Genomic DNA, 23,336 nt, shown 5'->3' with positions numbered 1-23,336 from the left:
CGAGGAACCGCCCTCACCCGTCGAGGAAGTGGAAGCCGGGCCGCGGGTGCATGAGGAAGTCGTGGTGCGAGATGTTCCAGGCGTACGCGCCCGCGAGCGCGAACACGAGCCGGTCCCCGGCCCGCAGCCCCGGCGCCGGCACCCCGCGGGCGAGTACGTCCTTCGGTGTGCACAGTTGCCCCGCCACGGTCACCCTGTCGCCCCGGGCCGCGGGACGCGGCCACGGGTGGGGCCAGCCGGTCACGGGCAGCACGGCACAGGGCTGGTCGTGGCCCTTCGTCGCCGGGGTGCGAAGATGGTGCGTTCCGCCCCGTACCACGGCGAAGTCCTCGCCGTGGCTGCGTTTCACGTCCAGCACCTCGGTGGCGTACCAGCCGCAGTAGGCGGTCAGCGCGCGCCCCGGTTCGATGCGCAGCCGGAGGTCCGGGTGGTCCTCGGTGAGGCGTGCCAGTCCGGCCCCGTAGCCGGCCCAGTCGAACCGGGTGCCCGGATCCGCGTAGTCCACGGTCATGCCGCCCCCGACGTTCACCTCGTGGAGCGGTACGCCGTGGTGCGCGAAGAGCCCTACGGCCCATGACACCACGGACTCGGCGACGGCGAGCTGAGCCGCCGCCCCGAGACCGCTCGCCAGATGGGCGTGGACCCCGCGCAACCGCAGCGGGTGGCGGGATCCGCCGGTGAGGAACCGCATCACGTCGCCGGCCTCGGACGGGTCCAGACCGAACGGTGTCGGCCGCCCGCCCATGGACAGCGCACTCGCCCTCAACGCCCCGTCGGACAGCGGCAGATTGAAGCGCAGCAGAACCGCGACCGGTGGGGCTGGGGCCGGACGCTCGGCGGCCAGGGCCGCCAGCATCCGCAGCTCATGGGTGCTCTCGACGTGGAACCGCGCCACGCCGGCCGCCAGTGCAGCCGCCGTCTCGGCCGGCGTCTTCCCGGGACCGCCGAACGCCAGCGGACGGTCCGGTACGGCCTCGGCCGTATGGGCCAGTTCGCCCCCGGAGGACACCTCGAAGCCGTCCACGTACGGCGAGAGGGCCGTCAGGACCTCCGGTTCGGGATTGGCCTTGGCGGCGTAGTACAGCTCGACCCGTTCCGGGAGGGCCTCCCGTACCGCCGCGGCGTGCTGCCGCAGCGCGCCGAGGTCGTAGAGATAGGCGGGGAGTTGGTCGGCCGGGAGGGAGAGGGCCCGCTCGCGCACCGGTGCGGTGACCGCGGAGGAGACCGCGACGGGTGCCGCGACGGCCGTCGGGGAGTCCGTCATCGTGCGCTCCGGATGTTGTCGGTGTGGGCCGCTCCGGACAGCACGTCCTCGGCGAGCGGGGAGGGCAGCCGCACATAACCGGCGTCACGGTCGGCCGTACGCGCCCAGCGGGTGAGCAGGTTGGCCTTCGCGGGCAGCGGCGCGCCCGACAGCAGCGCGTCGAGCCGCGGCTGCCGCCCGTGCTCGGCGGTGTGGCGGCGCAGCGTGTCCCGAACCTCGGCCCACAGCGCGGCCTCCGCGCCCGGATGCAGATCGGCGAGGGCGGCGAGCATCTCGGACACGTGGTTCACCAGAAGGCAGTAGACCACCCGGTCCCAGCCGCGCCCGGCGTCGTACGTCATGGGCCCCGCCACGTCCGCGGGCAGCGCGGCGAGCACGGCCGAGTGCCGGTCCGCGAGGAGCTTGGTGCCCTCCAGGTCACGGAACAGCACCTGCCGGGGGCGGCCCCCGTCGTCCACGCACACCAGGACGTTCTGCAGATGCGGCTCCAGGACGAGGCCGTGGTCGAAGTACGCGGCGAGCACCGGCGGCACCAGCAGCCCGAGGTACGCGCGCCACCAGGACAGCGCCGTGCGCGGGTCCGTGTCCGCCAGGAGCCGGGAGATGTGGGCGGGCCCGGTCGCGTACTCGTCGGCGACCGCCGCGGCGAGCAGCGGGGTGAGCCCGGGCCGCAGCCTCCGGTCGAGCCCTTCGCGGACGATCACGCCGAAGCCCTCCAGGAGTCCGCGGACCGGCACTCCGTCCGGCCCGGGCAGGGCGAGGCTCCGGTACGCGGGTTCGCGCAGCATGTCGCTGCCGGGGAAGCGGGCCGCCAGTTCGGCGAGGACCGGCTCCAGCAGCCGGGTCAGCGCCACCGCGCCGGCCAGCTCGTATCCCGCGTTCTTCCGCACGCAGTTGGTGATGCGGACGTTGAGACTGAACTTCAGGAAACCGTTGCCGTCGAACAGGGTGCGGACGGAGGCCGTGGCCGCGAACGGCGCGGCGCCGGGGCCGAGGTCGAGCACCTCACCGCGGGCGAGGGCGGTACGCAGCCGGGAGTCGCCGCGCAGCAGTGCGTACTGCCACGGGTGCGCGGGCAGCAGCCGGTAGCCGTCCGGGGCACGTCCCAGCCGGTCCAGCGCCACCTCGGCGCCCGGCTCCGCCGACTCCCCGGCGACCAGGTCCTCGCGGACCGCGAGCAGCCGCAGCGGGAACGACGCTCCGGCCTCGGGCGCGTACGCCGCCCAGGCCGTGGGGTCCCCGCCGAGGGCCTTGGGCGTCGGGTGGAAGCGGTGTCCGAGGGCGAGGGACTGCTCCGAGGCGAGGTATCCGGCGGACCCGGCACGCGGCCCGGCGGCCGTGCGGCGCACGGCGAGAGCGGAGGCGACGCCCCGGTGGCTGGAGGCCACCTGCTCCAGGAACTCCTCGTTGCGCACGCCCGTGCGCAGCGTCAGCTCCGCGTGGACGTGCTCGGCCAGCCGCCGCCAGCCGACGGGCGACCAGCCGACCGAGGTCTCCTCGGTGACGGGTCCGGCGAACCGGTGGGCGCCGAGCAGCGACGTACGGCGCAGCTCGACGCGCAGCAGCACCCCTCGGCGGGGCAGCCGCAGCAGAAGGTGCCCGTCGATGACCGCGGTCTGGTGCTCGGGTCCGCACAGTTCACGCAGGAGGCAGTTGAGGAGGGTGTGGGTGACCGCCTCGTCGGCCGGGGGCGGGGCCGGGGGCGCCGTCGCGGAGCGGTGCGCGGAAGGATGTGTGGAGGTCATCCCGGTTCACGCTCCCCGCAGCAGGTAGTTGGGGCCGGTGGTGTAGTGCTTGTTGATGTCGGACGCTCCCGAACGTTCCTTGGCCAGCAGGGTTCCCGCGGTCACCATCGCCTTCACGGGCAGTTCGGGCGCGTCGAGCACCCGCGCCCGCAGCACGGCCCCCGGGTCGCCCGGTCCGGTCCCGAGCCGTGCGACCGCCTCGGCCAGCCGATCGCGGACGAGCCGCAGCAGCCGGTCCAGCGGGGCGCGTCCGTGGCGGGCGAGGCCGAAGGCGTAGGCCCCTGCGCACAGATGGACGGTGACGGTGGTGAAGAGGTCGGCGAGCGGACCGTCGCCGTCGGTGAGTATGCGGCGGTCGTCGAAGTCCCCCGGCCCGGGCGCGTCCGCGCCGAGCGCCGCCCGCAGCCGGCCGCCGTGGACCCGGGGGCCGTCGTTGTCCTTGAGGAGCAGCCGCAAGCGGGGTCCGCGGCCGGTCCCGTCCAGCACCAGGGACACGTTCTGCTGGTGCGACTCGAGGGCGATCCCGTACCCGAAGAGCGTGGTCTGGAAGTCCAGCAGCAGCGTGAGAACGGCGTCCAGCAGCGCGAGGGAGTCGCCGCCGTGGAAGCGGTCGGCCAGATGGTCGACGACCAGCCGCCCTCCGGGTGCCCGGGCGAGCAGGGCCGCCATCGGCACGACGACGCAGCGGTCGAGCCCCGCGGGCTGGCGGCGCAGCAGCACGGCGAGCAGTTCGTGCCCGGCGTGCGCGTAACGGGTCTCGTCCGCGAGCAGGACGGTGTCCCTGAACCGTGGTTCGCGGGCGGTCACGGCCTGGAGCAGACGCTGGACGGCGGCACCGTCGCTCAGGGTTCCGGGCTTGATGGTGCGCCGGTTGAGCCGGCCCAGTGTGGAGGTGGCGAGCGGCAGTTTCAGGTGGACCCCGGGCCGTTCCACGAGGGCGACCGTCCGCATGGACAGGGTGGGTACGACGTCCAGACGGGCCCGCGGCGCCGGGACCGCCCGGCCCCGGAGCCCCGCCGCGCGCACCGCCTCGCCGAGTGGGCCAGCTGCCGTGAGCGGATGCACGGGCAGCGCGACATGGCTGCCGTCGAGGCCGGACAGCCCGAGGGCCGAGGGCGCCGGGCAGGGGAGCGGGCCGACGGCGGTCACGGCGTCGCGCGGCACGGCGAGCCAGCGCAGCGCGAACCGGGGGTGGAACTCCGGCGCGTACGCCCGCAGCGCCGCGTCGGCCAGGCCGGACCTGCCGCGGGCGGTGGGGTACACGGGGTGGTCGAGCCGGGCGGCGAGGGCGTCCAGGGCGAGGCCGCCCGACAGCCCGGTCCAGTCGGCGGGATCGTCGCCGTGGCGCTCCGCGAGCGTCCGCAGCACCTCCTCCTCCGTGGCCTCGTGCAGCCGCACGGTGGCGAGGGTCTGGCGGCACTCCTCGGCGAACGCCTCGAAGCCGCCCCGGTCCACCGGCGCGGCGAGGGAACGGAGTTCGGCCAGGACCGTGTCGGTGTCCGTCAGCCCGGCGCCGTCGGACTCCCGGAGCAGCAGCGGTTCCCTGGCCGCCCACACGCACTGGAAGCCGTCCTCGCGCACCGGCAGCAGCAGCGCGTCGGGCCCCGGGGTCTCCAGCCGCAGCCAGGTCCCGTCCACGTGCTCGACGGGGCGGCCGCGGCTGCGCAGCCCCGCGACGTCCTCGCGCAGCAGGGCGCTCAGCACCCGCAGCAGCAGTTCGCCACCGGCAGTGGCCGGCCCGGCCGTCCGGGCCCGGGCGGCGGCGCCCGCCGGGGAGACCGTCAAGGTGCGATCTCCCAGCGCTGCGCGTCCAGGAACGCGGTCACGGCGCGGTCCACGGCCGACCGGTCGGTTCCGGTGGCCCGCACCACACCGAGGAAGTCCCGGTTGGTGCGGTACACCGGGTGGCGCTCGCCCAGGCCGCGCAGCGGCCGGTACGTCAGTTTCACTCCGTCCGCCTCCACTTCGGTCGCCCCGGGGGCCGTCGTCAGCGTCCCGGCACGGTCGGCGCACGGGTAGTCGAGCCTGGCCGCCCCGTCGGTCCGCGCGCCCAGCACCGGCGGGAGCGGCTCGCCGAGATGGGTGCGCAGGACGTGCTCGAAGAGCGGTATGTCCAGCAGCCCGGCGAGCAGCAGATCGCACTGGTCCCCGATGGCACGGTAGTTGACCTCGATGATCCGCGCGCGGCCTTCGTGCACCGTGAACTCCGTGTGGCAGGCGCCGAACCCGACTCCGAGCGCGTCGAGTTGGGCGAGCACCTGCGTCTCGATGTCCCCCGGGTGCCGGGGGACGTAGGTCAGCCGCTCCTCGATGAAGTACGGGGGAGGGGACAGTTCGGTGCGGAACCCGCCCAGCACATGGCGTACCCGCCCGTCGCCGAGGGTCTCCAGGGTGAACAGCTCGCCGGGCAGGTACTCCTCGACCACCAGCGCGGCTCCCGGCCGCCGTGCCCGGATCTCCTCGCAGCGCCGCACCAGTTCCGGCGGGTCCCCGGCCATGACCACGTCCTCGCTGGCCACGCCCTCGCGCGGCTTGACGACGCACGGGTAAGGGACGGCAGCGGCGACGGCGGCGGGGTCCTCCCCGGCGGCCAGTTCCACGAACCGCACGGTGTCGGCGCCCGAGGCGGCGAGCCTGCGGCGCATCTCGGCCTTGTCCTTCGTGCGCAGCGCCGCCCGCCAGTCCTTCGCGGCCAGCCCGAAGTAGTCGGCGGCCAGCGCGGCCTGGGTCTGCAGGTGGTCGCTGTTGGTGAAGACCGCCTCAGGGGTGCCGTGGGAGGAGACACGGGAGACCACGGCCCGGAAGTCGCGCACGTCGCACTCCAGCACCTCGACGTCCGGGTGCACGGCGCGGTGTGCGGCGGGCCGGTCGGTGAGCAGTGTGACGTCCAGGCCGAGCCGGCGGGCGGCCGGGAGGAATCCCTCGGTGACCGAGTCGGTCGGGTTCAGGGCAAGCAGGTACAACCGCATGAGGGGGCCACTCCGCGCTCGGATCCGGTGATCCGACAGTTCCGGATCACGGGCGAGAGCCTAGGTTAGGCACACCTAAGTCTGTCAATTCGCTTCGACGCGGCCCCGGTTGGCGCATGAGATCACTTGTGCAGTTAAGGTGAGGCTCGCCTTACCTCATTCGTGTCGATCGCCGTGTCGAGGAGCGTCCGTGACCCTGGCCCCGGTGTACCCTCATGCCTCCGCCGTGAGCTGCTCAGCCCTGGCCGGCTCGGTGTTCCGCAGGCTGGTGGCGCTCTGCCCCGCGCTCGAGGCGGACGTCGCGGAGCCCGGTTCGCGGACCCCGCAGGGCTGGGTCGACGGCGCCGAGCTGGCGGGCCGCCCCGAGTTCCTGGACGCCCTGGTCGCCGCCGAGACCCTGAGGGCGGAGCGCGACCACGGCCGCGCTCCGCGTCCCGACGTCGCGGCGTCCCGCGCGTTGCACGACTACCTCTGGTCCGTCGGTCTGCTGATGAGCGGTCCCTGGTGCCTGGAGCGCCGCGTCCCGCGGATCCGGCCCGAGAGCGTCCGTGTCAGCCTCTCCACCGGGGCGTTCTCCGTCGTTCCCGGGGGCTTCGCGTGCCTCCCGGGGGATCCTGCCGCCGGGCTGCCGGGTGCGAGGGTGCTGCCGCACGAGGAGGCCCTGCGCGCGGAGCTGCGCGCCGGTTTCGCCGGCCATGTGCGCCCGCTGCTGACCGCGGTCGCCCCGCGGGTGCGCCGCGGGCCCCGCGCGCTGTGGGGCATGGCGGGCGACGACCTGGTGTCCGGCGTCTGGTACCTCGGCCGGATGCTGGGGGAGGAGGAGCGCGGTGTGCGGGCCGCGACCGAACTGCTGCCGGAGCCCGTCGCCCCGTTCCCCGGCGGTGCCGACTTCCGGAGGCTCACCGGCCGCGCGGGCCGGTCGTACCCGACCCGCACCCGCGCGGGCTGCTGCCTCTACTACACCCTCCGCCCGGCCGAGGCGTGCGGCACCTGCCCCCGGACGGGTGACGCCGAGCGGCTGCGCCGGCTGGAGGGTGACGGCCCCTGCTGACGGGTCCACCCGGGAGACCTCCACGACACGCTTCTGATGGGTGAGTTATGTGGCGACTTGTCCTATTCGACACCTAATTTGAGCTCATGACGAAACGACAGTTCATGTACCTCGGCTGTGTCGCTCTGATGGTGACCTCGGGGCTGGGCGCGGCGGCACCGGCAGGCGCCCGCACCACCTACGACGTGGTCCCCGGCGAGTCGATCCAGCTCGCGGTCGACCGGGCGCGACCCGGCGACACCATCGACATCGCCCCCGGTGTCTACCGGGAGAGCGTCATCATCAGGAAGTCCGACCTGACGCTGCGCGGCGCGGGTGAGCGGACCGTCCTCATGCCCTCCACGGCCAAGGCGACGCACGTCTGCGGGCTGGGCGGCAACGGCATCTGCGTCATCGGCACCGACGCCAAGCCCGCCACGAACGTCCAGGTCCACTCGCTGACGGTGTCGCAGTTCAAGAAGAACGGCATCTGGGCCTCGCGCACCAACAAGCTGAGCATCCGCGGCGTCACCGCAGTGGGGAACGGCAACTGGGGCATCGCCCAGGAACGCTCCCTGCGGTCCGAGATCCGCGGCAACGCGGCCCGCGACAACGCGGAGTCGGGCATCTTCGTGTCGAACACCATCGACACCGAGGCCGGCGCCGTCAACACCAGGCGCACCGTGGTCATGGACAACCTGCTGGCCGGCAACCGCATCGGCGTCACCGTCCGGCGCCTGCGGAACCTCTACGTGAACAACAACGTCGTCACCGGCAACTGCGCGGGCATGTTCATCGTGGGCGACGAGGGCGTCCCCCGGACGGGCGACCTGACCGTGCGCGGCAACCGCGTGCACCACAACAACAAGTCCTGCGCCAAGACCGCACGGCTCCCGAGGATCCAGGGCGCCGGCATCGTCCTCACCGGCGTCGAGGGCGCCACCGTCGCGTCCAACGCGGTCTGGAGCAACGTCGGCACCTCCCCGTTCTCCGGCGGGATCGTGCTCTTCAAGAGCATCGTGGGCGCCCCCAACAGCGGCAACGTCATCAAGGCCAACATGCTGGTGGCCAACCGTCCGGCGGACCTGGCCAACCGGGACACCGGCACCGGCAACACCTTCTCCGGCAACTACTGCCGCCTGTCCGAGAAGGCGGGGAAGTGCGCATGACGACCGGCACGACCGGTGCGGCCGCGGACACCGCGGACACCGCCGTCCGCACCGCCACTCCGCCGTCCATGCGGTTGAGGGAGCTCGTCTTCGGCGCGGCCCTGGCCGGCTCCGTCCGGGCTGCCGCGCGGCTCGGCGTCGCGGACGCGCTGGGCGAGACACCGGCCTCCGCCGAGGACCTGGCGGCGGCCGTCGAGGCCGACCCCCGGGCGCTCCGGCGGATGCTGCGCGCGCTGACCTGCTACGGCATCTTCACCGAGCAGGCGGACGGCAGGTTCGCCCACACCGAGATGTCACGGCTGCTGCGGGAGGACGACCCGCACAGCCTGAAGTACATCTCCCTGTGGTGCACCGAGCCGTGGACCTGGGACGCCTGGCCGCGCCTGGACGAGGCGGTACGGACGGGCCGGAGCGTCTTCGAGGGCCTGTACGGCAAGGGCTTCTTCGACCACCTCCACGAGGACGCGCACGAGTCCGCGCACGTCTTCAACCAGGCCATGACCACCTCCAGCATGCAGTCCGCGCTGGACGTGGCGGAACTGCTCGACCTCACGGGAGCGGCCACCGTCGCGGACATCGGCGGCGGTCAGGGCCACGTCCTGGCGAGCCTGCTGGAGAAGAACCCCGGCCTCAGGGGCACGCTGCTGGACCTGCCCCGTGTCGTGGCCAACGCCGATCCCCGGCTGCGGGACGGCGGGTCCCTCGCCGAACGGGTCACCATCGTCCCCGGCGACTGCCGGGAGGCCATCCCGGTCGAGGCCGACGTCTACATCATCAAGAACATCCTGGAATGGGACGACGACAGCACCCGCAGAACCCTTCGCAACGTCGTCTCGGTCGCCCGCCCGGGGGCCAGGGTGGTAATCATCGAGAACCTCGTCGACGACACCCCGTCGATGAAGTTCACCACCTCGATGGACCTGCTGCTGCTCCTCAACGTGGGCGGTGCGAAGCACACCCGGCAGAGCATGACCACCAGGATGGCGGACGCCGGACTCGTCGTCGGCGACGTCCGTCCGGTCAACGCGTACCTGCACGCCTTCGACAGCGTCACACCCGGCGGCTGACCGCCGGGCTCCCTCCCCCTCGCCGGCTCCGCGTCCGCACGCGGAGCCGGCGACTCGTCGTGTTCATCCCTTCGCCGCTCGCTCCCAGCGGTAGAACTCGTGGGCCATGGCGTCCTTCGGGCTCCGCCACGTCTCCGGGTCGTACGCGCTGACGTAGGCGGAGAGCTTGTCGCTGATGTCACGGAACTCGGGGTGGCCCGCAACCTTGGCCACCGCCGGCCCCGGCGGCCGGTCGGCTTCGATCAGATGGAGGTAGACATCGCCGAACTGGAAGAGGCTGCGCCGGGTCACCCCGACCAGGTCGGGCAGTTCGCCCCGGTCCGAGGCCTCGAACACCTTGGCGATGTCCTGGGCCGAGTCCGGAGCCATACGGGCGACGATGAGGGCGTGGTGCATCGAGAGGGGTCCCTTCGCTGGACGGTCAGTCGGAGTGGACCGAGACCGGCGTGCCGCGTTCCCTGGCGCGCTGCTCGATCTTCTCCTTGATGAGGGCCATCTGGACCTTGGAGTTCTTGTTGATGTTGTCGGTCATCCAGTCGTCGTCGACCGGGGCGTCCGGCTTCATCGCGAAGTCCTGGGTCCAGTGCATGAGGACGCCGTCGGGCGTCCGGTCGTACTTCCAGTGGATGTCCATGTGCTGGAAGGGCCCCGTCTCGACCCGGCGGGCGCGGACGGTCCTCGCACCCGGGTCGACGACGCGCTCCGACACCCAGCTCCACACCGTGCCGTTCTCGTCCGGGTGCATGGTCAGCCGGAACTTCGTCCGGTTTCCCTCGCGCTCCAGGATCTCGACGGAGGCGTACTCGCTGAACAGCTGGGGCCAGTTCTCGATGTCGTTGGTGACGTCCCAGACGAGGTCCATGGGAGCGTTGATGACGATCTTGTTCTCGGTGTGCCCGGACACTTCAGGCTCCTGCCATGAGGGAGTTGTTGACGAGGTCGAGGAATTCGCGCGGGGTCTTGCAGCGGTCCGCGTCCTGAGGGAGCGCGCGGCCGTAGCGGTTCTCGAGCTCCCCGACGATGCCGAGGAGACCGAGGGAGTCGAGGCCGTACTCGTCGAACCGCGCCTCGGGCCGGCCGCCCATCTCCGCGGGGTCGACGGTGATGCCGGCGCCCTTCTTCATCAGGGCGGCCAGCTCTTCGATGGTCAGCTTGGAGATCTGCATGGTCATGAGGTCCTCCTTCTCACGGTTCTTCACCGGGTGTTGGCGCCGTGCCGCAGCACGAGCGCCGCGTTCGAGCCCATGAGCCCTCGGCTCAGCACCAGGGCGGTGCGCAGCTCGGCAGGGCGGGGCCTGCCGGTGACCACCTCGAGCTCGTGGCACACGTCGAAGACGTTGGGCGTGGGCGGGACGACACCGTCCTGCAGGGCGAGCACGGCGGCGGCCGTGTCCAGCACGGGCGCTCCGCAGTACGCCCGCCCCGTACCGGCCTTGGGCGCCGTCACCGGCACCCGCCGGCCGTGGGTCCCCAGCGCGTCGGCGAGCGCCAGGGCCTCGGCGCGGTCCGCGTCCGGGATGCCGAGCGCGTCCGCGAAGACGACGTCGATCTCCTCGGGCGCGCACCTGGCCTCCGCCAGGGCTCCCCGGATCGCCTGGGCCAGCCCCTCGCGCGACTCCTCCCACCGGGAGGCCCCGGTGAACGTCGCCGCATGACCCGCGACGACGGCGCGGACCGTGGCGCCCCGCCGGCGGGCGGCCGACTCCTCCTCGACGACGAGCATGGCGCCGCCCTCAGCGGGCACGAAGCCGCTCGCGGCCGAGGTGAAGGGCCGGTAGGCCCGTTCCGGGTCCTCGACAGTGCTGAGTTCCCGGTATCCGAGCTGGCAGACCAGCGAGTACGGCGCGAGCGGCGCCTCCGCCGCCCCGATGACGACCGCGTCGGTGCCCCGGCCGATGGCCCGGGCCGCGTGTGCGAGGGCGTCGAGACCGCCCGCCTCGTCACTGGCCACCACACCGCAGGGGCCCTTGAACCCGCCGCGGATGGAGATCTGACCGGTGCTCGCCGCGTAGAACCAGGCGATGGACTGGTACGGGCCCACATAGCGCGAGCCCTGTCCCCACAGCCGCTGCAGCTCCCGCTGGCCGAACTCGCCGCCGCCTGAGCCGGCCGCGGTGACCACGCCCACCGCGAACGGAGACTCGCTGTAGTCGCCCGACGTTATCCGCGCGTCGGCCAGCGCCATGTCGGCGGCGGCCATCGCGAAGTGCGTGAACCGGTCGGTCTGGACGAGGTAGCGCTCCTCGACCAGGGATTCGGGGTCGAAGCCGCGGACCTCTCCCGCGACCCGGACCGGCATGTGGTCGCAGCCTTCACGTGTGATGTGGTCGAGGACGCTGATGCCCTCCCGTGTGGACTTCCAGAAGGCATCGGTACCGACCCCGTTGGGGGCGACGACACCGATTCCGGTGACGACCGGTCGCCGGTCCTGCCGAGGACTCATGGTGTCCTCCCTCCTGGCCGGGTCAGGACCACGGCGGACTGGAACCCGCCGAATCCGCTGCCGACCGAGAGCACGTTGCGCAGCTTGAGGGCGCGCGCCGTGCGCGGCACATAGTCGAGATCGCACTCGGGGTCGGGGGTCTCGTAGTTCGCCGTCGGCGGCACCACCTGGTTGGCCAGTGCCAGCACACAGGCGACGACCTCGATCGCCCCGATCGCCCCGAGCGAGTGACCCACCATGGACTTGATCGAACTCATCGGGACCTTGTACGCGTGTGAACCGAGCGACTGCTTCACCGCGGCCGTCTCGTGCCGGTCGTTCTGCTGCGTACCCGAACCGTGCGCGTTGACGTAGTCGATGTCCGACCCGTCGATCCGGGCGTGGTCCAGGGCGCTGTCGATGGCACGCGCCATCTCCAGGCCCTCACGGGTGAGACCCGTCATGTGGTACGCGTTGCCGAACGTGGCGTAGCCGCCGATCTCGCAGTACACCGTGGCACCGCGGGCACGCGCGTGTTCGAGTTCCTCCAGGACGAGCACGGCTCCGCCCTCGCCCATGACGAACCCGTCACGGCGGGCGTCGAACGGGCGGGAGGCATGGGCCGGATCGTCGTTGTTGGGCGACGTGGCCTTGATCGCGTCGAAGCACGCCACGGTGATGGGGGAGATGGGCGAGTCGGACGCGCCGGCGACGCAGACGTCGACCCTGCCCTCCTCTATCGCGTGGAAGGCGTACCCGATCGCGTCCAGGCCGGAGGTGCAGCCCGTGGACACGGTCTGGACCGGACCGTGGGCGCCCGTCTGCTCGGCGACCTCGGAGGCGAGGGCGCTGGGCGAGAACGCCCGGTGCAGATGCGGCTCCGCCTCGCTGGGATCCACGTCCCAGCGCCGGCCCGAACTGCTGACCTTGACGTAGTCGTGCTCCAGACGGGTGGTGCCGCCCACGGCGGTGCCGAGGGACACCCCGATCCGCCAGGGGTCCTCCCTCTCCGGGTCGAGCCCGGCGTCCCGGAGCGCCTCCCGGGCGGCCACCATGGCGAACTGCACGTACCTGTCCGCGCGTTGCACCTCCTCCGGGCCCAACCCGTGCTCCTTCGGGTCGAAGTCGCACTCGGCGGCGATCCGCGAGCGGAAGCCGGTCGGGTCGAAGAGGGTGATGCCGCGCGTCGCCGTACGGCCGTTGGCCAGGAGGTCCCAGAACGCGGGTATCCCGACACCCCCCGGCGCGACTATGCCGACACCGGTGACCGCCACGCGCCGGGTCATGAAGCCGTCCCGGTGCGTTCCGGCGGCCGGTGGGCCGCCGCGGCCTCCGCGCCCGGCGTCTCCTCGGTGTCGACGTGGCCCAGCTCCGGCCGCGGGGCCAGCGGGCCGAGGTGGAAGACCATCCGGGCCTGGGTGCTTCCGACGTTGCGGAACCGGTGCCGCACGTAAGGCGGGATGAACAGCCCCTGGTCCGGCCGGATCGACAGCGTCTCGTCGTCGAGGTCGACTTCCATCTCGCCGCACACGACGTACACGAACTCCTCGGAGTAGGGGTGGTAGTGCTCGCCGATGCGGTCGCCGGGCTCGACGGTCGCCAGGCCCATGAAGCCGCTCGTGGCGCCCACCGCGGTGGGCGTGAGCATGGCGCGCAGATCGCCGCCGCGTTTGGTGTTGTGCTGGGTCTCGCTGAGATCGACGATGCGATGGGGTGTGGTCATGACGGGTTCCTCCACGTGGCCGCGCGATGGGGCGCCGGCGGATCGGGGTGTGCGGGTGCCTGGGCGGCCGGTCGCACGGGTCAGGGGGCGTGGCGGTCGGTGATCGGACGCATGTCGGCGGACGACAGGAGCTTGGACATGTCCTCCTCCGTGGCCGGGGCGTCGATGCCCAGCGCCTCGCTGTCCAGCAGGCGGGACAGCATGGCCGCCTTGCGCGGGCCGTGCGCCCCGATCACCTGCAGCGGCGCCGCGTCACCCGAACCGCGCACGTCGACCAGGCGTACGACGATGTCGTCCCGCTGGAAGATCGTGCTGCTGTCGATCGGGGTCGACGGGTCGCCCGCCGCCGCCTCGTCCTGTCCGGCGAGCAGCCGCGCCAGCGCCATGCCGCAACCGGGCTTGGCCGGGTAGTACAGCGCGTGCCGCTTGACGGCCTCGTCGTCGGAGCCCGCGGAGGCCAGGTGGTGCACCGCGGGGAGCGCGGCCCGGGTGAAGAACACCCGTGCGGAGTCCGGGTCGTTGAGGTCCCGGTCCTGCTCCAGATAGGGGTTGATGGCCTCCTCGACGGCCCGTACCTCGGGCTGCCGGGCCACGTGACGCAGCGCCGCCATCAGGTCGCCCTCCACCTCGACGGCCCGCACGACCCGGTTGCCGTGCATGAACAGCGAGGTCCGGCGCAGCCGGGTGTGCTCGTCGACCTTCGACTGCGGCGACTGGTAGCCCGCGAGGATGTCGGCCACGAGCGCCTCGGCGCCCGGCTTCACGGTGAAGGTGAGGGCGTGGCGCACCACGTTGTCACCCACACGGGGGAACGGCTGCAGTCCGCCCTGAACCGCGTCGGCGGCCGGGGAGGTGTGCAGCTTGCCCGTCTCGCGCAGCACACTGAAGCGCAGGGACCGGGTGTCCCGGACGCAGTTGTGGAGCGGCCGCACGGTCTCGACGTGCTCCTCGCTGTTCACCCAGGCGAGGAAGGGCGGAGCGCTCTCCCACTCGCTGGTGATCAGCCACTGCGAGGGATTCTCGATCGACTGGCACAGCTGGTCGCTGATGTGTCCCGGCACCGACGCGACCTGGTTGCGCATGTGCTCGTACGCCTTCAGGAAGTTCTGCTGAGCGCCGTCGTGAAGGTCCAGCAGCAGTACGACACGCAGCCTGGAGCCGTCAAAGGCCGACTGAGATATACGTTCGGAAAGCGTTGTCATGATGCACGCATCTCCTTCGAGACGGTGGGGCCGCCGCGTGCGGTGCACGAAGCCGGCTCGGGGTTTCAGGCTTCGATCCTGTGCCGGTACCACGGGTGGCGCGAGATGTGTGAACCAGGTGGGTGAACCGGGCGATCGCGCCCCTCCCGCCAGGGCATGGAAACTCCATTCCCCCTACCGGCGGCTGGAGCTGGAGCTACTGATGGAAGAACACATCGACGAGCGCGTACCGGTACTCATCGTGGGCGGCTCCCTGGTGGGGCTGTCCTCATCGCTGTTCCTCGGCAGGCTCGGCGTCGGGCACATGCTGGTGGAGAGACACGCTGGCACGTCGAGGCATCCGCGCGGCCGGGGCAACAACGTCCGGACCATGGAGCTGTTCCGGGTGGCGGGGGCCGAGCCGCTGATCCACGAGGCCGCGTCCCTCCTCGCCGGCAACCACGGCATCTTCCAGACCCCTTCGCTCCACGGCGACGCGGGGGAGTGGCTGCTCAAGGACATCGACCCAGGGGGCGGGATCGCCCGCTTCAGCCCGTCCGGGTGGTGCGTGTGCAGTCAGAACGACCTCGAGCCCGTGCTGCTGGACTGCGCGCGCAAGCTCGGCGGCGACCTGCGCTACTCCACCGAGATGGTCTCGTTCGAGCAGGACGCGGAGGGCGTCACCGCCGTCGTGCAGGAGCGCGGGTCGGGACGGCGCAGGACCGTGCGAGCCGACTTCCTCATCGCGGCCGACGGACCCCGCAGCCCGATCCGCCGGCACCTCGGCATCGGCCAGACGGGCCACGGGGACCTGTTCCACAACGTCAGCGTCACCTTCCGCTCACGCGGGCTCGCGGACATCGTCGGCGACCGGCGCTTCATCGTCTGCTACCTCACCGCCGAGGGCGCGGACGGCGCACTGCTCCCCGTGGACAACACCGAGAACTGGGTGTTCCACGCCCCCTGGCAGCCGGACACCGGCGAGACGCTGGAGGACTTCACCGACGAGCGCTGCGCCGCCCACATCCGCCGGGCCGTCGGCGCCCCGGACATCGACGTGGAGATCACCGGAAAGGCTCCCTGGCACGCCGCCGAGCGGGTCGCGGAACGGTACGGCCAGGGCCGGGTCTTCCTCGCCGGGGACTCCGCGCACGAGATGTCGCCCACCGGCGCTTTCGGCTCCAACACCGGCATCCAGGACGCCCACAACCTCGCCTGGAAGCTCGCACACGTCCTCGACGGGTCCGCGGGCCCCGGCCTGCTGTCCAGCTACGAGGCCGAGCGCCGGCCGGTGGCGGAGGCCACCAGCGAGCGCGCCTCGGCTCGGTCGGCGGAGCACAGCCATCCGGGCTACACCCCGGGACCGGAGATGGTCGGCGGCCGCCAGCGCGGCATGCTGACCGTCGCCATGGGCTACCGCTATCCGCGCGGCGCCGTCGTCGGAGCCGATCCGGACATGGCGGTCGTACCCGATCGGATGGACCTCTCCGGGGACCCCGGCACCCGCGCCCCGCACATGTGGCTCCACCCGCAGGACAGCAAGCGGACGATCTCCACGCTGGACCTGTACGAACGCAACTTCGTGCTGCTCACCGGCTCCGGCGGCACTCCGTGGCACACGGCGGCCGCCAAGGTGGCCGAGAAGCTGTCCATCACTCTGGATGCCTATCGGATCGGCGCCGAGCCGCACGCGGAGCTCGTGCCCGAATCGGGTGACTGGGCCGAGCTGCACGGCACGACGGACGAGGGCGCCGTTGTGGTGCGCCCCGACGGCTTCGTCGCCTGGCGCGCGCCCGGTGCGGTCCGCGACCCGGAGACGGCCCTGCTCGACACCATGAAAGCCCTGCTCCACCGCGCCTGACCCGGCACGGACGCCCTCACGGCCGCCGTGGCGGCAGCCGGTGCAGTCCGACCTCGGTCAGCTGCCCGCGCGCCGCCACGGCGGTCATGTACGTGCAGTACGGCTGCCGCCGCCGGTCCGTGGGCGAGCCGGGATTCAGCAGCCGCAGCCCGCCCTCGGCGGTGGTGTCCCAGGGAATGTGGCTGTGGCCGAACACCAGGACGTCCAGGTCGGGGAACCGCTCCGCGCAACGCCGCTCGCGGCCCTGCGCGGAGCCCGTCTCGTGCACGACGCCGAAACGCAGACCGCCCAGTTCGGCGCGGGCGACCTCCGGCAGCCGGCCCCGCAGCGCCGGACCGTCGTTGTTTCCGTACACCGCGACGAGCCGCCGCGCTCGGGCTTCCAGCAGATCCAGGGTGGCGGTGTCCACCCAGTCGCCGGCATGGATCACCACGTCGGCACACTCGATCCGTCGGAGTAGCTCACCCGGCAGTGCCCGGGCCCGCTTGGGGAGATGGGTGTCCGAGGTCAGTACCAGCCTCATGAGCCCATTGTCCATGGGGCCGGGCCTGAGCCGGCCGTCCGGGAGGGAGCACGGGGAGGGCGGGCGCGGGCCCCCGCAGGGCCTGCGGCAGGGCGCATGAAGCCCACGGGGCGCGGGTAACCGGTGCGGGCACTGACGGGCCCACACGGCTGGGGAGAGGCGACCATGAGGCGCAGCGGCGGCAACGACACGGCGGCGAAGGAGGCCGGTGCCCGGCCGGCACCGGCAGCGGAACCGATGGCACCGGTTCTGCGGGCACTGGCAGTGGTGGCGGCGTTCGTGGCGACCGTCGCCTTCAGCGTGGTCCTCGCCCGGCTCACCCTCGAGCCGTCGGCCGCTTCGGAACCGCTCACCCACAGCAACGTCCGGCCGGGTGCGTCCATCCGGGACTACCTGTCCCAGCCGGCCTTCCGCGACACCGTCAAGCAGCTCGGCGGCAACGTCCTGCTGGGCGTCCCGTTCGGCGTGCTGCTCCCGGTCCTGGTGCCCAAGGCCCGCGGCCTCGTACGGGTGCTGCTGGCGACGGCCCTGGTCATGGCGCTCGTGGAACTCGTCCAGGGCGCGTTGGTCACCGGTCGTGCGTTCGACGTCGACGACGTCATCCTGAACACCACGGGTGCCGTGCTGGGTTATCTCCTCGTCGGCCGCCGGCTGGGCCGCGCCGTGCACCCGCGGCGCCACCACTGGTGGCAGCGCCGGCCCCGCGGCGCGGCGGCGCCCGACGCCTGACGCCCCCGGAGACCTCCCGGTCGGCCACCGCCGGCCCCGGCCCGATGCCCGCCCGCTCGGTCACGCCGCGGAGCCGGCACCCGGACCGTACGAGCGGCGCCTCCGTCGAGCAGCGCGCTGTACCCACGGCGCCGGGTGGCCGTCACGCGGCGCGCCACCCCGCGTCGCCGCCGCCCGCGACGAGATGCGCGCCGAGCGCCGGGCGCCGGCGGGGCACGCCGGTGGTACGAGCCCGGGAACGTCCGCGTCACCACTCGCGCACCGCCGCCGCGAGGGACCCCTCGCGGCGGCGCGTGGCCCGGGGCGGCAGCCACGGCGGGGCCGACGCGGTCGCCCGCCGTAGCGGCCCGGTGTTAGATAGGAACATGGCCGGACCTTTCGGCCGCCTCCGCTCCATGATGAGCGCACGCACCGTCGCCAGTCAGGTGTTCGTCCTGCAGGTGGCGGTGGCTTTGCTGCTCGTCGTCGCCGCCGTCGCCGGACTGCTCCTGCAGGCCCGGTCGGACAGCGAGCGAGAGGCGCGCAACCGGTCGGTCGCCGTCGCCCAGACGTACGCCACCGCACCGGGCGTCAAGGAAGCGCTGCGCGGCCCCGACCCCAGCGCGGCACTGCAGCGCAAGGCCGAGGCCGTGAGGAAGACCTCCGGCGTCGACTTCGTCGTGGTGATGGCTCCGGACGGCACCCGGTACACCCATCCGAATCCGGAGGAGATCGGCAAGAAGTACATCGGCACCATCGCACCGGCGGTGGCCGGCGGCACGGTGACCGAGACCGTCACCGGCACCCTCGGTCCCTCGATCCGCAGTGTCGCGCCCGTGAAGGACGCGAACGGCGAGGTGATCGGCCTCGTGGCGGCGGGCATCACGGTCGAGCGGGTCGGCGGAGCCGCCCAGGAGCAGCTTCCCCTCCTGCTCGGCGCCGCGGCGTTCGCCCTGATCGTCGCCACCTCCGGGGCGGCGCTGATCAGCAGGCGGCTGCGGCACCAGACACACGGCCTGGGGCCCACCGAGATGACCAGGATGTACGAGCACCACGACGCGGTCCTGCACGCGGTGCGGGAGGGGGTGCTGATCGTCGACGAGGACCGCAGGCTGGTGCTCGTCAACGACGAGGCACGACGGCTGCTCGCGCTGCCCCCGGACGCCCAGGGACGCCCCGTGCGCGACATCGCCATGGACCCCGAGATCGCCCGGCTGCTGGAGTCCGGCCGTCCGGCGAGCGACGAGGTGCACGTCGTCGAGGACCAACTGGTCGCCGTCAACCAGCGCGTCATGGGCCCGCGGTCGGACTGCCCGGGGCCCTGCGGCACCGTCGCCACCCTGCGGGACACCACGGAGCTGCGGGCCCTCAGCGGCCGTGCCGACTCCGCGCAGGGCCGTCTGCGACTCGTCTACGACGCCGGCATGCGGATCGGCACCACTCTCGACGTGGTCCGGACCTCGCAGGAGCTGGCCGACTTCGCCGTGCCCCGGTTCGCCGACTTCGTGACCGTCGACCTCCCCGATCCCGTGCTCAGCGGGGACGAGCCGGCGGAGACCGGCACGGACATGCGCCGCATCGCCTTCACGGGCGTCCGCCACGACACCCCGCTCTACCCGTCCGGCCGGCTGATCCACTTCGTGCCCACCACCCCCCAGGCCGTCGCGTACGCCCGGGGCAAGACCATCCTGGAGGCCGACCTGGCCGCGTTCTCCGGATGGCAGGAGCAGGAACCGGCCCGGGCCCACAGACTCGTCGGCTACGGCATCCACTCCATGATCGCCGCTCCGCTGCGGGCCCGCGGGGTGACGATGGGCGTGGCCACCTTCTGGCGCTCCGAGAAGCCGGAGCCCTTCGACGACGACGACGTCTCGCTCGCGGAGGAGCTGGTCGCCCGCGCCGCGGTGAACATCGACAACGCCCGCCGGTACACCCGCGAGCACTCGATGGCGGTCGCCCTCCAGCGCAGCCTGCTGCCGCGGGTCCTGCCCGAGCAGACCGCCCTGGACGTCGCCTACCACTACCTCCCCGCCCAGGCCGGACTCGGCGGGGTCGGCGGGGTCGGCGGGGACTGGTTCGACGTGATCCCGCTTCCGGGCGCCAGGGTCGCCCTCGTGGTGGGGGACGTGGTCGGCCACGGCCTCCATGCCGCGGCGACCATGGGGCGGCTGCGCACCGCGGTCCACAACTTCGCCACCCTCGACCTCCCGCCCGACGAGTTGCTGTGGCACATGGACGAACTGGTCTCGCGCATCGACCAGGACGAGGACACCGACGACTCGGTCACGGCCCTCACCGGCGCCACCTGTCTGTACGCGATCTACGACCCCACGTCACGGCTGTGCACGGTGGCCCGCGCGGGGCATCTGGAGCCGGTCATCGTGCACCCCGACGGCGAGGTCGAGTTCCCCGGGGTGCCCGCCGGGCCGCCCCTCGGCCTCGGCGGACTCCCGTTCGAGTCCAGCGAGCTGCATCTCTCCGAGGGCAGCAGCCTGGTGCTCTACACCGACGGGCTGGTGGAGGACCGGCACCGCGACATCGACGAGGGGCTGGAACTGCTGCGCCGCACGCTCGCCCACGCCGGCGGGACTCCGGAGGAGACCTGCCGTGCGGTGCTGGACGCCCTGCTGCCTGAGCGCCCCCGTGACGACGTGGCCCTGGTCGTCGCCCGCACCCGGGTGCTGGGCGGCAACCGCGCCGTCACCTGGGACGTGCCGGCGGACCCCTCGGAAGTGGCCCGGGTACGTGCCGAAGCCGCCCGGACCCTGGAGGAGTGGGGGCTCGAGGAGGAGGCGTTCACCACCGAACTGATCCTCAGCGAGCTGGTCACCAACGCCATCCGGCATGCCGGCGGACCGATCACGGTGCGCCTGATCCGCGACCGCTCCTTGATCTGCGAGGTCTCCGACGGCAGCAGCACCGCCCCTCATCTGCGCCGGGCCACCACCACCGACGAGGGCGGCCGGGGGCTGTTCCTCGTCTCCCAGTTCGCCGAGCGCTGGGGCACCCGCTACACGGGCAGCGGCAAGGTCATCTGGACCGAGCAGCCACTGCCCTGGTAGCCCGCGCGTACACGGCGTCACGGCACCGTCGGCCGGCTCGGAAGCGGGACTCCTGGTCGCTCCGTGCTCAACGCGCCTTGGCCAGCCGCTCACGCGGCGCCAGCGGAATCTCCGCCCACACCTGCTTGCCACCGCTGAGCGGCACCGCGCCCCACGACGCCGTCGTGGCCTCGACGATGAGCAGCCCGCGGCCACCGGTCGCCTCCCAGTCCTGGTCGGCGGGCTTGACCGGGCTGCGGGGAGAGGCGTCGTTGACCGCGATCCGCAACCGGTCGGCGGACAGCGTGAGATCGAGCCGCACCTCGCCCTGCGTGTGCGCGATGGCGTTGGTGACCAGTTCGGACACCACCAGCAGGGCTCCCTCCAGCTCCTCCTCGGCACCCCAGGAACGCAGGGTCCGCGCCGTGAAACGGCGGGCGTGCATCACGGCGTTGGGCAGCCGCCACACCGTCCAGTGGGTCCGCATCGGCCGCACCTGGGTGCCGTCGTAGCGGAGCAGCAGCAACGCCACGTCGTCGTCGCGCCGGTTCACCCCCACGACCAACTCGTCGGCCACGCGCCCGGCGTCGGCGGGGTCCGCCGTGGCGAGCGTGTCGGACACCCGCCGCATGCCCTCCTCCAGGGTGAGGGCCGCCGACTCGACCAGCCCGTCCGTCAGCAGCATCAGCAGAGTGCCGGGCACCAGGCCCGCCTCCGTCATCGGGTACTCCTCGTCGGCGAGGACACCCAGCGGGGGGCCGCCCTCGACCATCAGCTCCTCGGTGCTGCCGTCGGGATAGCGGATCACCGGATGCAGATGGCCGGCCCGTACCAGCCGGGCGATGCCCTCCTCCATGTCGAGGTCCACGTAGAGGCAGGTGGCGAACAGATCGGTCTCCATACCGACCAGCAGCCGGTTGGCACGGGCGACGACCACGTCCGGAGGGTGCCCCTCCACCGCGTACGCCCTGACCGCCGTGCGCATCTGCCCCATGATGGTCGCCGCCCCCGCGCTGTGTCCCTGCACGTCACCGATGACCAGGGCCACATGGCCGTCGCCGAGCGGGATGACGTCGTACCAGTCGCCGCCGACCTCGAGCCCCGCCGTGGCCGGGAGGTAGCGGGCGACGGCCTCACCGCCGGGCAGCTCGGGGAGCTTCCTCGGCAGCAGACTGCGCTGGAGCATCGTGGCCAGTTCGTGGCCGGCGTCCATGGCGTGGGCCCGCATCAGGGCCTGCCCGACCAGGGCCGCGGCGGCGGTCAGCAGCGACCGCTCCTCCGGATCGAACCGGTGCTCGTCGTCCCACCCCACCAGGCACACCCCCACCATTCGCCCGTCCGCCCGGAGCGGCAGCACCGCGAGACCCCCGCGTCCGATCTCGGCCAGCGCGGGTTCGAGGTCCGCGCCCGCCGGCCACAGGCTCACATGCCCCTCGCGCAGCGCACCCTCGAGCGTCGGCATGTCGTGGATGGAGAGGTCCGGCCATTCGGAGCGCCATTCGGCGCGCCAGCCCGCGGGCCAGGCGTCCGGCTCCGGCGGGTCCAGGATCGTGACCACCAGCCGGTCCCCCTCCCGCTCGGCCACCGCGACCCGGCTCGCCGCCAGCGGACCCCGGAGCGAGGCCACCACCAGCCTGCTGACCTCACGGATGGTGCTCGCCCCGGCCAGTTTGGCCGACAGTCGCTGCACCACCGAGACCTCGTCGGCACTGGGCCGCAGATAGGCGGCGTCGGCCACCACACCCAGCACCCGCTCGGGTGTGCCGTCGGCGTCCACCTCGACCCGGCAGCGCAGCCCCAGCCAGCGCAGCTCACCGCCGGGCCGGCGGATCCGGAACGCCAGCTGCTCGGTGGCCGCTGACATCCGCCCCGGTTCGACTATCTCCATCAGGGCGGGGATGTCGTCGGGGACCGCGCAGGCCAGCAGGGTCTCCACCCGGCCGTCGAACTCCTCGGCGGGAACGCCGAGCAGCTCCAGGACGTACTCGTGGGCCTCCATGCGACCGGTGCTCAGCTCCAGGATGAACGCGCCGCCCTGCAGCGGTACGAGGGCGGCCTGCGCCAGGTGCGGCTGCGGCTGCGTACGGCCCGGGATCCGGGCGACGGCCGATTCCAGCCCGGCGGCGACCTGGTCGGCGTAGAGCTCCAGCAGCGCGCGGCGGTCGGGGCTGAAGCCGTCGGTGACGTCGCCCGCCACTATCAGACACCCCAGCTCGTTGGCGCCACGCCCGAGCGGCAGCGCCCCGAGCGAGAGCCGGGCGGTCGTCTCCGCCCCCTCCACGCGGCGGCCGGGGAAGTGGTGGGGGTCGAGCTCGACGTACGCCGCCAGCTCCTTCGGGTTCAGCCAGAGCGGGCGGCCGGCGCGGAAGGCCTCGGCAGCGGGGGAGTGGCCCTCCACGGCGATGATCGCCGGCAGCCCGTACAGCATCCTGCGGTCACCGGTCAGCTCGGCCAGATGGAGCTCGCGGCCCCCGCCCGCGAGGACGTAGACAGCTGCCAGCTCAGCCCCGCAGAACGCAAAGCGTTGCCTGGTCACCGTCTGTTCCGCCTCCTTGCGCGGGCAGCCGCCGAGTGCCGTCCTCCCTCCATGCTGTCGCGCCCGGGACCGTCCGGGCGAGTCAGAGGGCGGTCCG

Annotated in this window: 19 protein-coding genes; 6 read left to right on the top strand and 13 right to left on the bottom strand. The window is 72.8% G+C overall.

Annotated elements, in window-relative coordinates:
* Positions 1-13: 13 nt before the first annotated feature.
* The 4 genes from AB0J10_RS26235 to AB0J10_RS26220 all read right to left on the bottom strand — a co-directional run bounded on the left by AB0J10_RS26235 (position 14) and on the right by AB0J10_RS26220 (position 5,978).
* On the bottom strand, positions 14-1,264 hold the full coding sequence (locus tag AB0J10_RS26235; protein WP_363064924.1) for a type III PLP-dependent enzyme: 1,251 nt from the start codon (positions 1,262-1,264) through the stop codon (positions 14-16).
* Positions 1,261-3,009 (bottom strand): IucA/IucC family protein, encoded by a 1,749-nt coding sequence (locus tag AB0J10_RS26230; protein ID WP_363064923.1) that lies wholly within the window; start codon positions 3,007-3,009, stop codon positions 1,261-1,263. Before AB0J10_RS26230 ends, AB0J10_RS26235 begins: the two co-directional genes overlap by 4 nt.
* 6 nt (positions 3,010-3,015) lie before the next feature.
* Positions 3,016-4,725 carry an IucA/IucC family protein gene (locus tag AB0J10_RS26225; RefSeq protein WP_363064970.1) on the bottom strand — a complete coding sequence of 570 codons (1,710 nt, stop codon included), beginning with the start codon at positions 4,723-4,725 and terminating at the stop codon, positions 3,016-3,018.
* A gap of 65 nt (positions 4,726-4,790) precedes the next feature.
* Positions 4,791-5,978 carry an ATP-grasp domain-containing protein gene (locus AB0J10_RS26220; RefSeq protein ID WP_363064922.1) on the bottom strand — a complete coding sequence of 396 codons (1,188 nt, stop codon included), beginning with the start codon at positions 5,976-5,978 and terminating at the stop codon, positions 4,791-4,793.
* 190 nt (positions 5,979-6,168) lie between these two features.
* Between AB0J10_RS26220 and AB0J10_RS26215 the strand changes: the two genes are divergently transcribed.
* From AB0J10_RS26215 to AB0J10_RS26205, 3 genes are all read left to right on the top strand, one after another.
* Positions 6,169-7,029, top strand: coding sequence for a (2Fe-2S)-binding protein (locus tag AB0J10_RS26215; protein ID WP_363064921.1), 861 nt, complete (start codon positions 6,169-6,171; stop codon positions 7,027-7,029).
* Positions 7,030-7,115: 86 nt separating this feature from the next.
* Positions 7,116-8,177 (top strand): right-handed parallel beta-helix repeat-containing protein, encoded by a 1,062-nt coding sequence (locus AB0J10_RS26210; protein ID WP_363064920.1) that lies wholly within the window; start codon positions 7,116-7,118, stop codon positions 8,175-8,177.
* Positions 8,174-9,244 carry a methyltransferase gene (locus tag AB0J10_RS26205; RefSeq protein ID WP_363064919.1) on the top strand — a complete coding sequence of 357 codons (1,071 nt, stop codon included), beginning with the start codon at positions 8,174-8,176 and terminating at the stop codon, positions 9,242-9,244. The genes AB0J10_RS26210 and AB0J10_RS26205 overlap by 4 nt, the downstream gene beginning before the upstream one ends.
* 63 nt (positions 9,245-9,307) lie before the next feature.
* On the opposite strand, the gene AB0J10_RS26200 is transcribed toward AB0J10_RS26205, so the two are convergent.
* The 7 genes from AB0J10_RS26200 to AB0J10_RS26170 form a co-directional block, all read right to left on the bottom strand.
* Entirely contained in the window at positions 9,308-9,640 is a 333-nt protein-coding gene (locus AB0J10_RS26200) for a TcmI family type II polyketide cyclase (protein ID WP_363064918.1), read from the bottom strand.
* A gap of 25 nt (positions 9,641-9,665) precedes the next feature.
* Positions 9,666-10,148, bottom strand: a complete 483-nt coding sequence (locus AB0J10_RS26195; protein ID WP_363064917.1) for an SRPBCC family protein — start codon at positions 10,146-10,148, stop codon at positions 9,666-9,668.
* A gap of 1 nt (position 10,149) precedes the next feature.
* The gene (locus AB0J10_RS26190) at positions 10,150-10,416 is read right to left on the bottom strand and encodes an acyl carrier protein (RefSeq protein WP_093652936.1); all 267 of its coding nucleotides are present in this window, start codon (positions 10,414-10,416) and stop codon (positions 10,150-10,152) included.
* Positions 10,417-10,439: 23 nt separating this feature from the next.
* On the bottom strand, positions 10,440-11,687 hold the full coding sequence (locus AB0J10_RS26185; RefSeq protein ID WP_363064916.1) for a ketosynthase chain-length factor: 1,248 nt from the start codon (positions 11,685-11,687) through the stop codon (positions 10,440-10,442).
* A complete protein-coding gene (locus AB0J10_RS26180) occupies positions 11,684-12,952 on the bottom strand; it encodes a beta-ketoacyl-[acyl-carrier-protein] synthase family protein (RefSeq protein WP_363064915.1) in 1,269 nt (422 codons plus the stop codon). The genes AB0J10_RS26185 and AB0J10_RS26180 overlap by 4 nt, the downstream gene beginning before the upstream one ends.
* A complete protein-coding gene (locus tag AB0J10_RS26175; RefSeq protein ID WP_363064914.1) occupies positions 12,949-13,389 on the bottom strand; it encodes a cupin domain-containing protein in 441 nt (146 codons plus the stop codon). The genes AB0J10_RS26180 and AB0J10_RS26175 overlap by 4 nt, the downstream gene beginning before the upstream one ends.
* Before the next feature lie 80 nt (positions 13,390-13,469).
* Positions 13,470-14,591, bottom strand: a complete 1,122-nt coding sequence (locus tag AB0J10_RS26170; protein WP_363064913.1) for a SchA/CurD-like domain-containing protein — start codon at positions 14,589-14,591, stop codon at positions 13,470-13,472.
* 202 nt (positions 14,592-14,793) lie between these two features.
* On the opposite strand from AB0J10_RS26170, the gene AB0J10_RS26165 reads away from it, so the two are divergent.
* Positions 14,794-16,431, top strand: coding sequence for an FAD-dependent monooxygenase (locus AB0J10_RS26165; RefSeq protein WP_363064912.1), 1,638 nt, complete (start codon positions 14,794-14,796; stop codon positions 16,429-16,431).
* Between the two features lie 16 nt (positions 16,432-16,447).
* On the opposite strand, the gene AB0J10_RS26160 is transcribed toward AB0J10_RS26165, so the two are convergent.
* On the bottom strand, positions 16,448-16,954 hold the full coding sequence (locus AB0J10_RS26160) for a metallophosphoesterase (protein WP_363064911.1): 507 nt from the start codon (positions 16,952-16,954) through the stop codon (positions 16,448-16,450).
* A gap of 165 nt (positions 16,955-17,119) precedes the next feature.
* Here AB0J10_RS26160 and AB0J10_RS26155 point away from each other — a divergent pair, with 165 nt between their 5' ends.
* Together AB0J10_RS26155 and AB0J10_RS26150 are read left to right on the top strand one after the other, a co-directional pair.
* Positions 17,120-17,683 (top strand): VanZ family protein, encoded by a 564-nt coding sequence (locus tag AB0J10_RS26155; RefSeq protein WP_363064910.1) that lies wholly within the window; start codon positions 17,120-17,122, stop codon positions 17,681-17,683.
* A 365-nt stretch (positions 17,684-18,048) separates the two neighbouring features.
* Complete coding sequence (locus AB0J10_RS26150; RefSeq protein WP_363064909.1) at positions 18,049-20,724, top strand: SpoIIE family protein phosphatase; 2,676 nt, start codon at positions 18,049-18,051, stop codon at positions 20,722-20,724.
* Positions 20,725-20,791: 67 nt separating this feature from the next.
* On the opposite strand, the gene AB0J10_RS26145 is transcribed toward AB0J10_RS26150, so the two are convergent.
* On the bottom strand, positions 20,792-23,239 hold the full coding sequence (locus AB0J10_RS26145; protein WP_363064908.1) for a SpoIIE family protein phosphatase: 2,448 nt from the start codon (positions 23,237-23,239) through the stop codon (positions 20,792-20,794).
* Positions 23,240-23,336: the final 97 nt, after the last annotated feature.

Origin of the sequence: Streptomyces sp. NPDC049887 (assembly GCF_040656535.1) — a bacterium.
Classification (GTDB): Bacteria; Actinomycetota; Actinomycetes; order Streptomycetales; family Streptomycetaceae; genus Streptomyces.
This window is presented reverse-complemented; position numbering and strand designations above follow the sequence as displayed.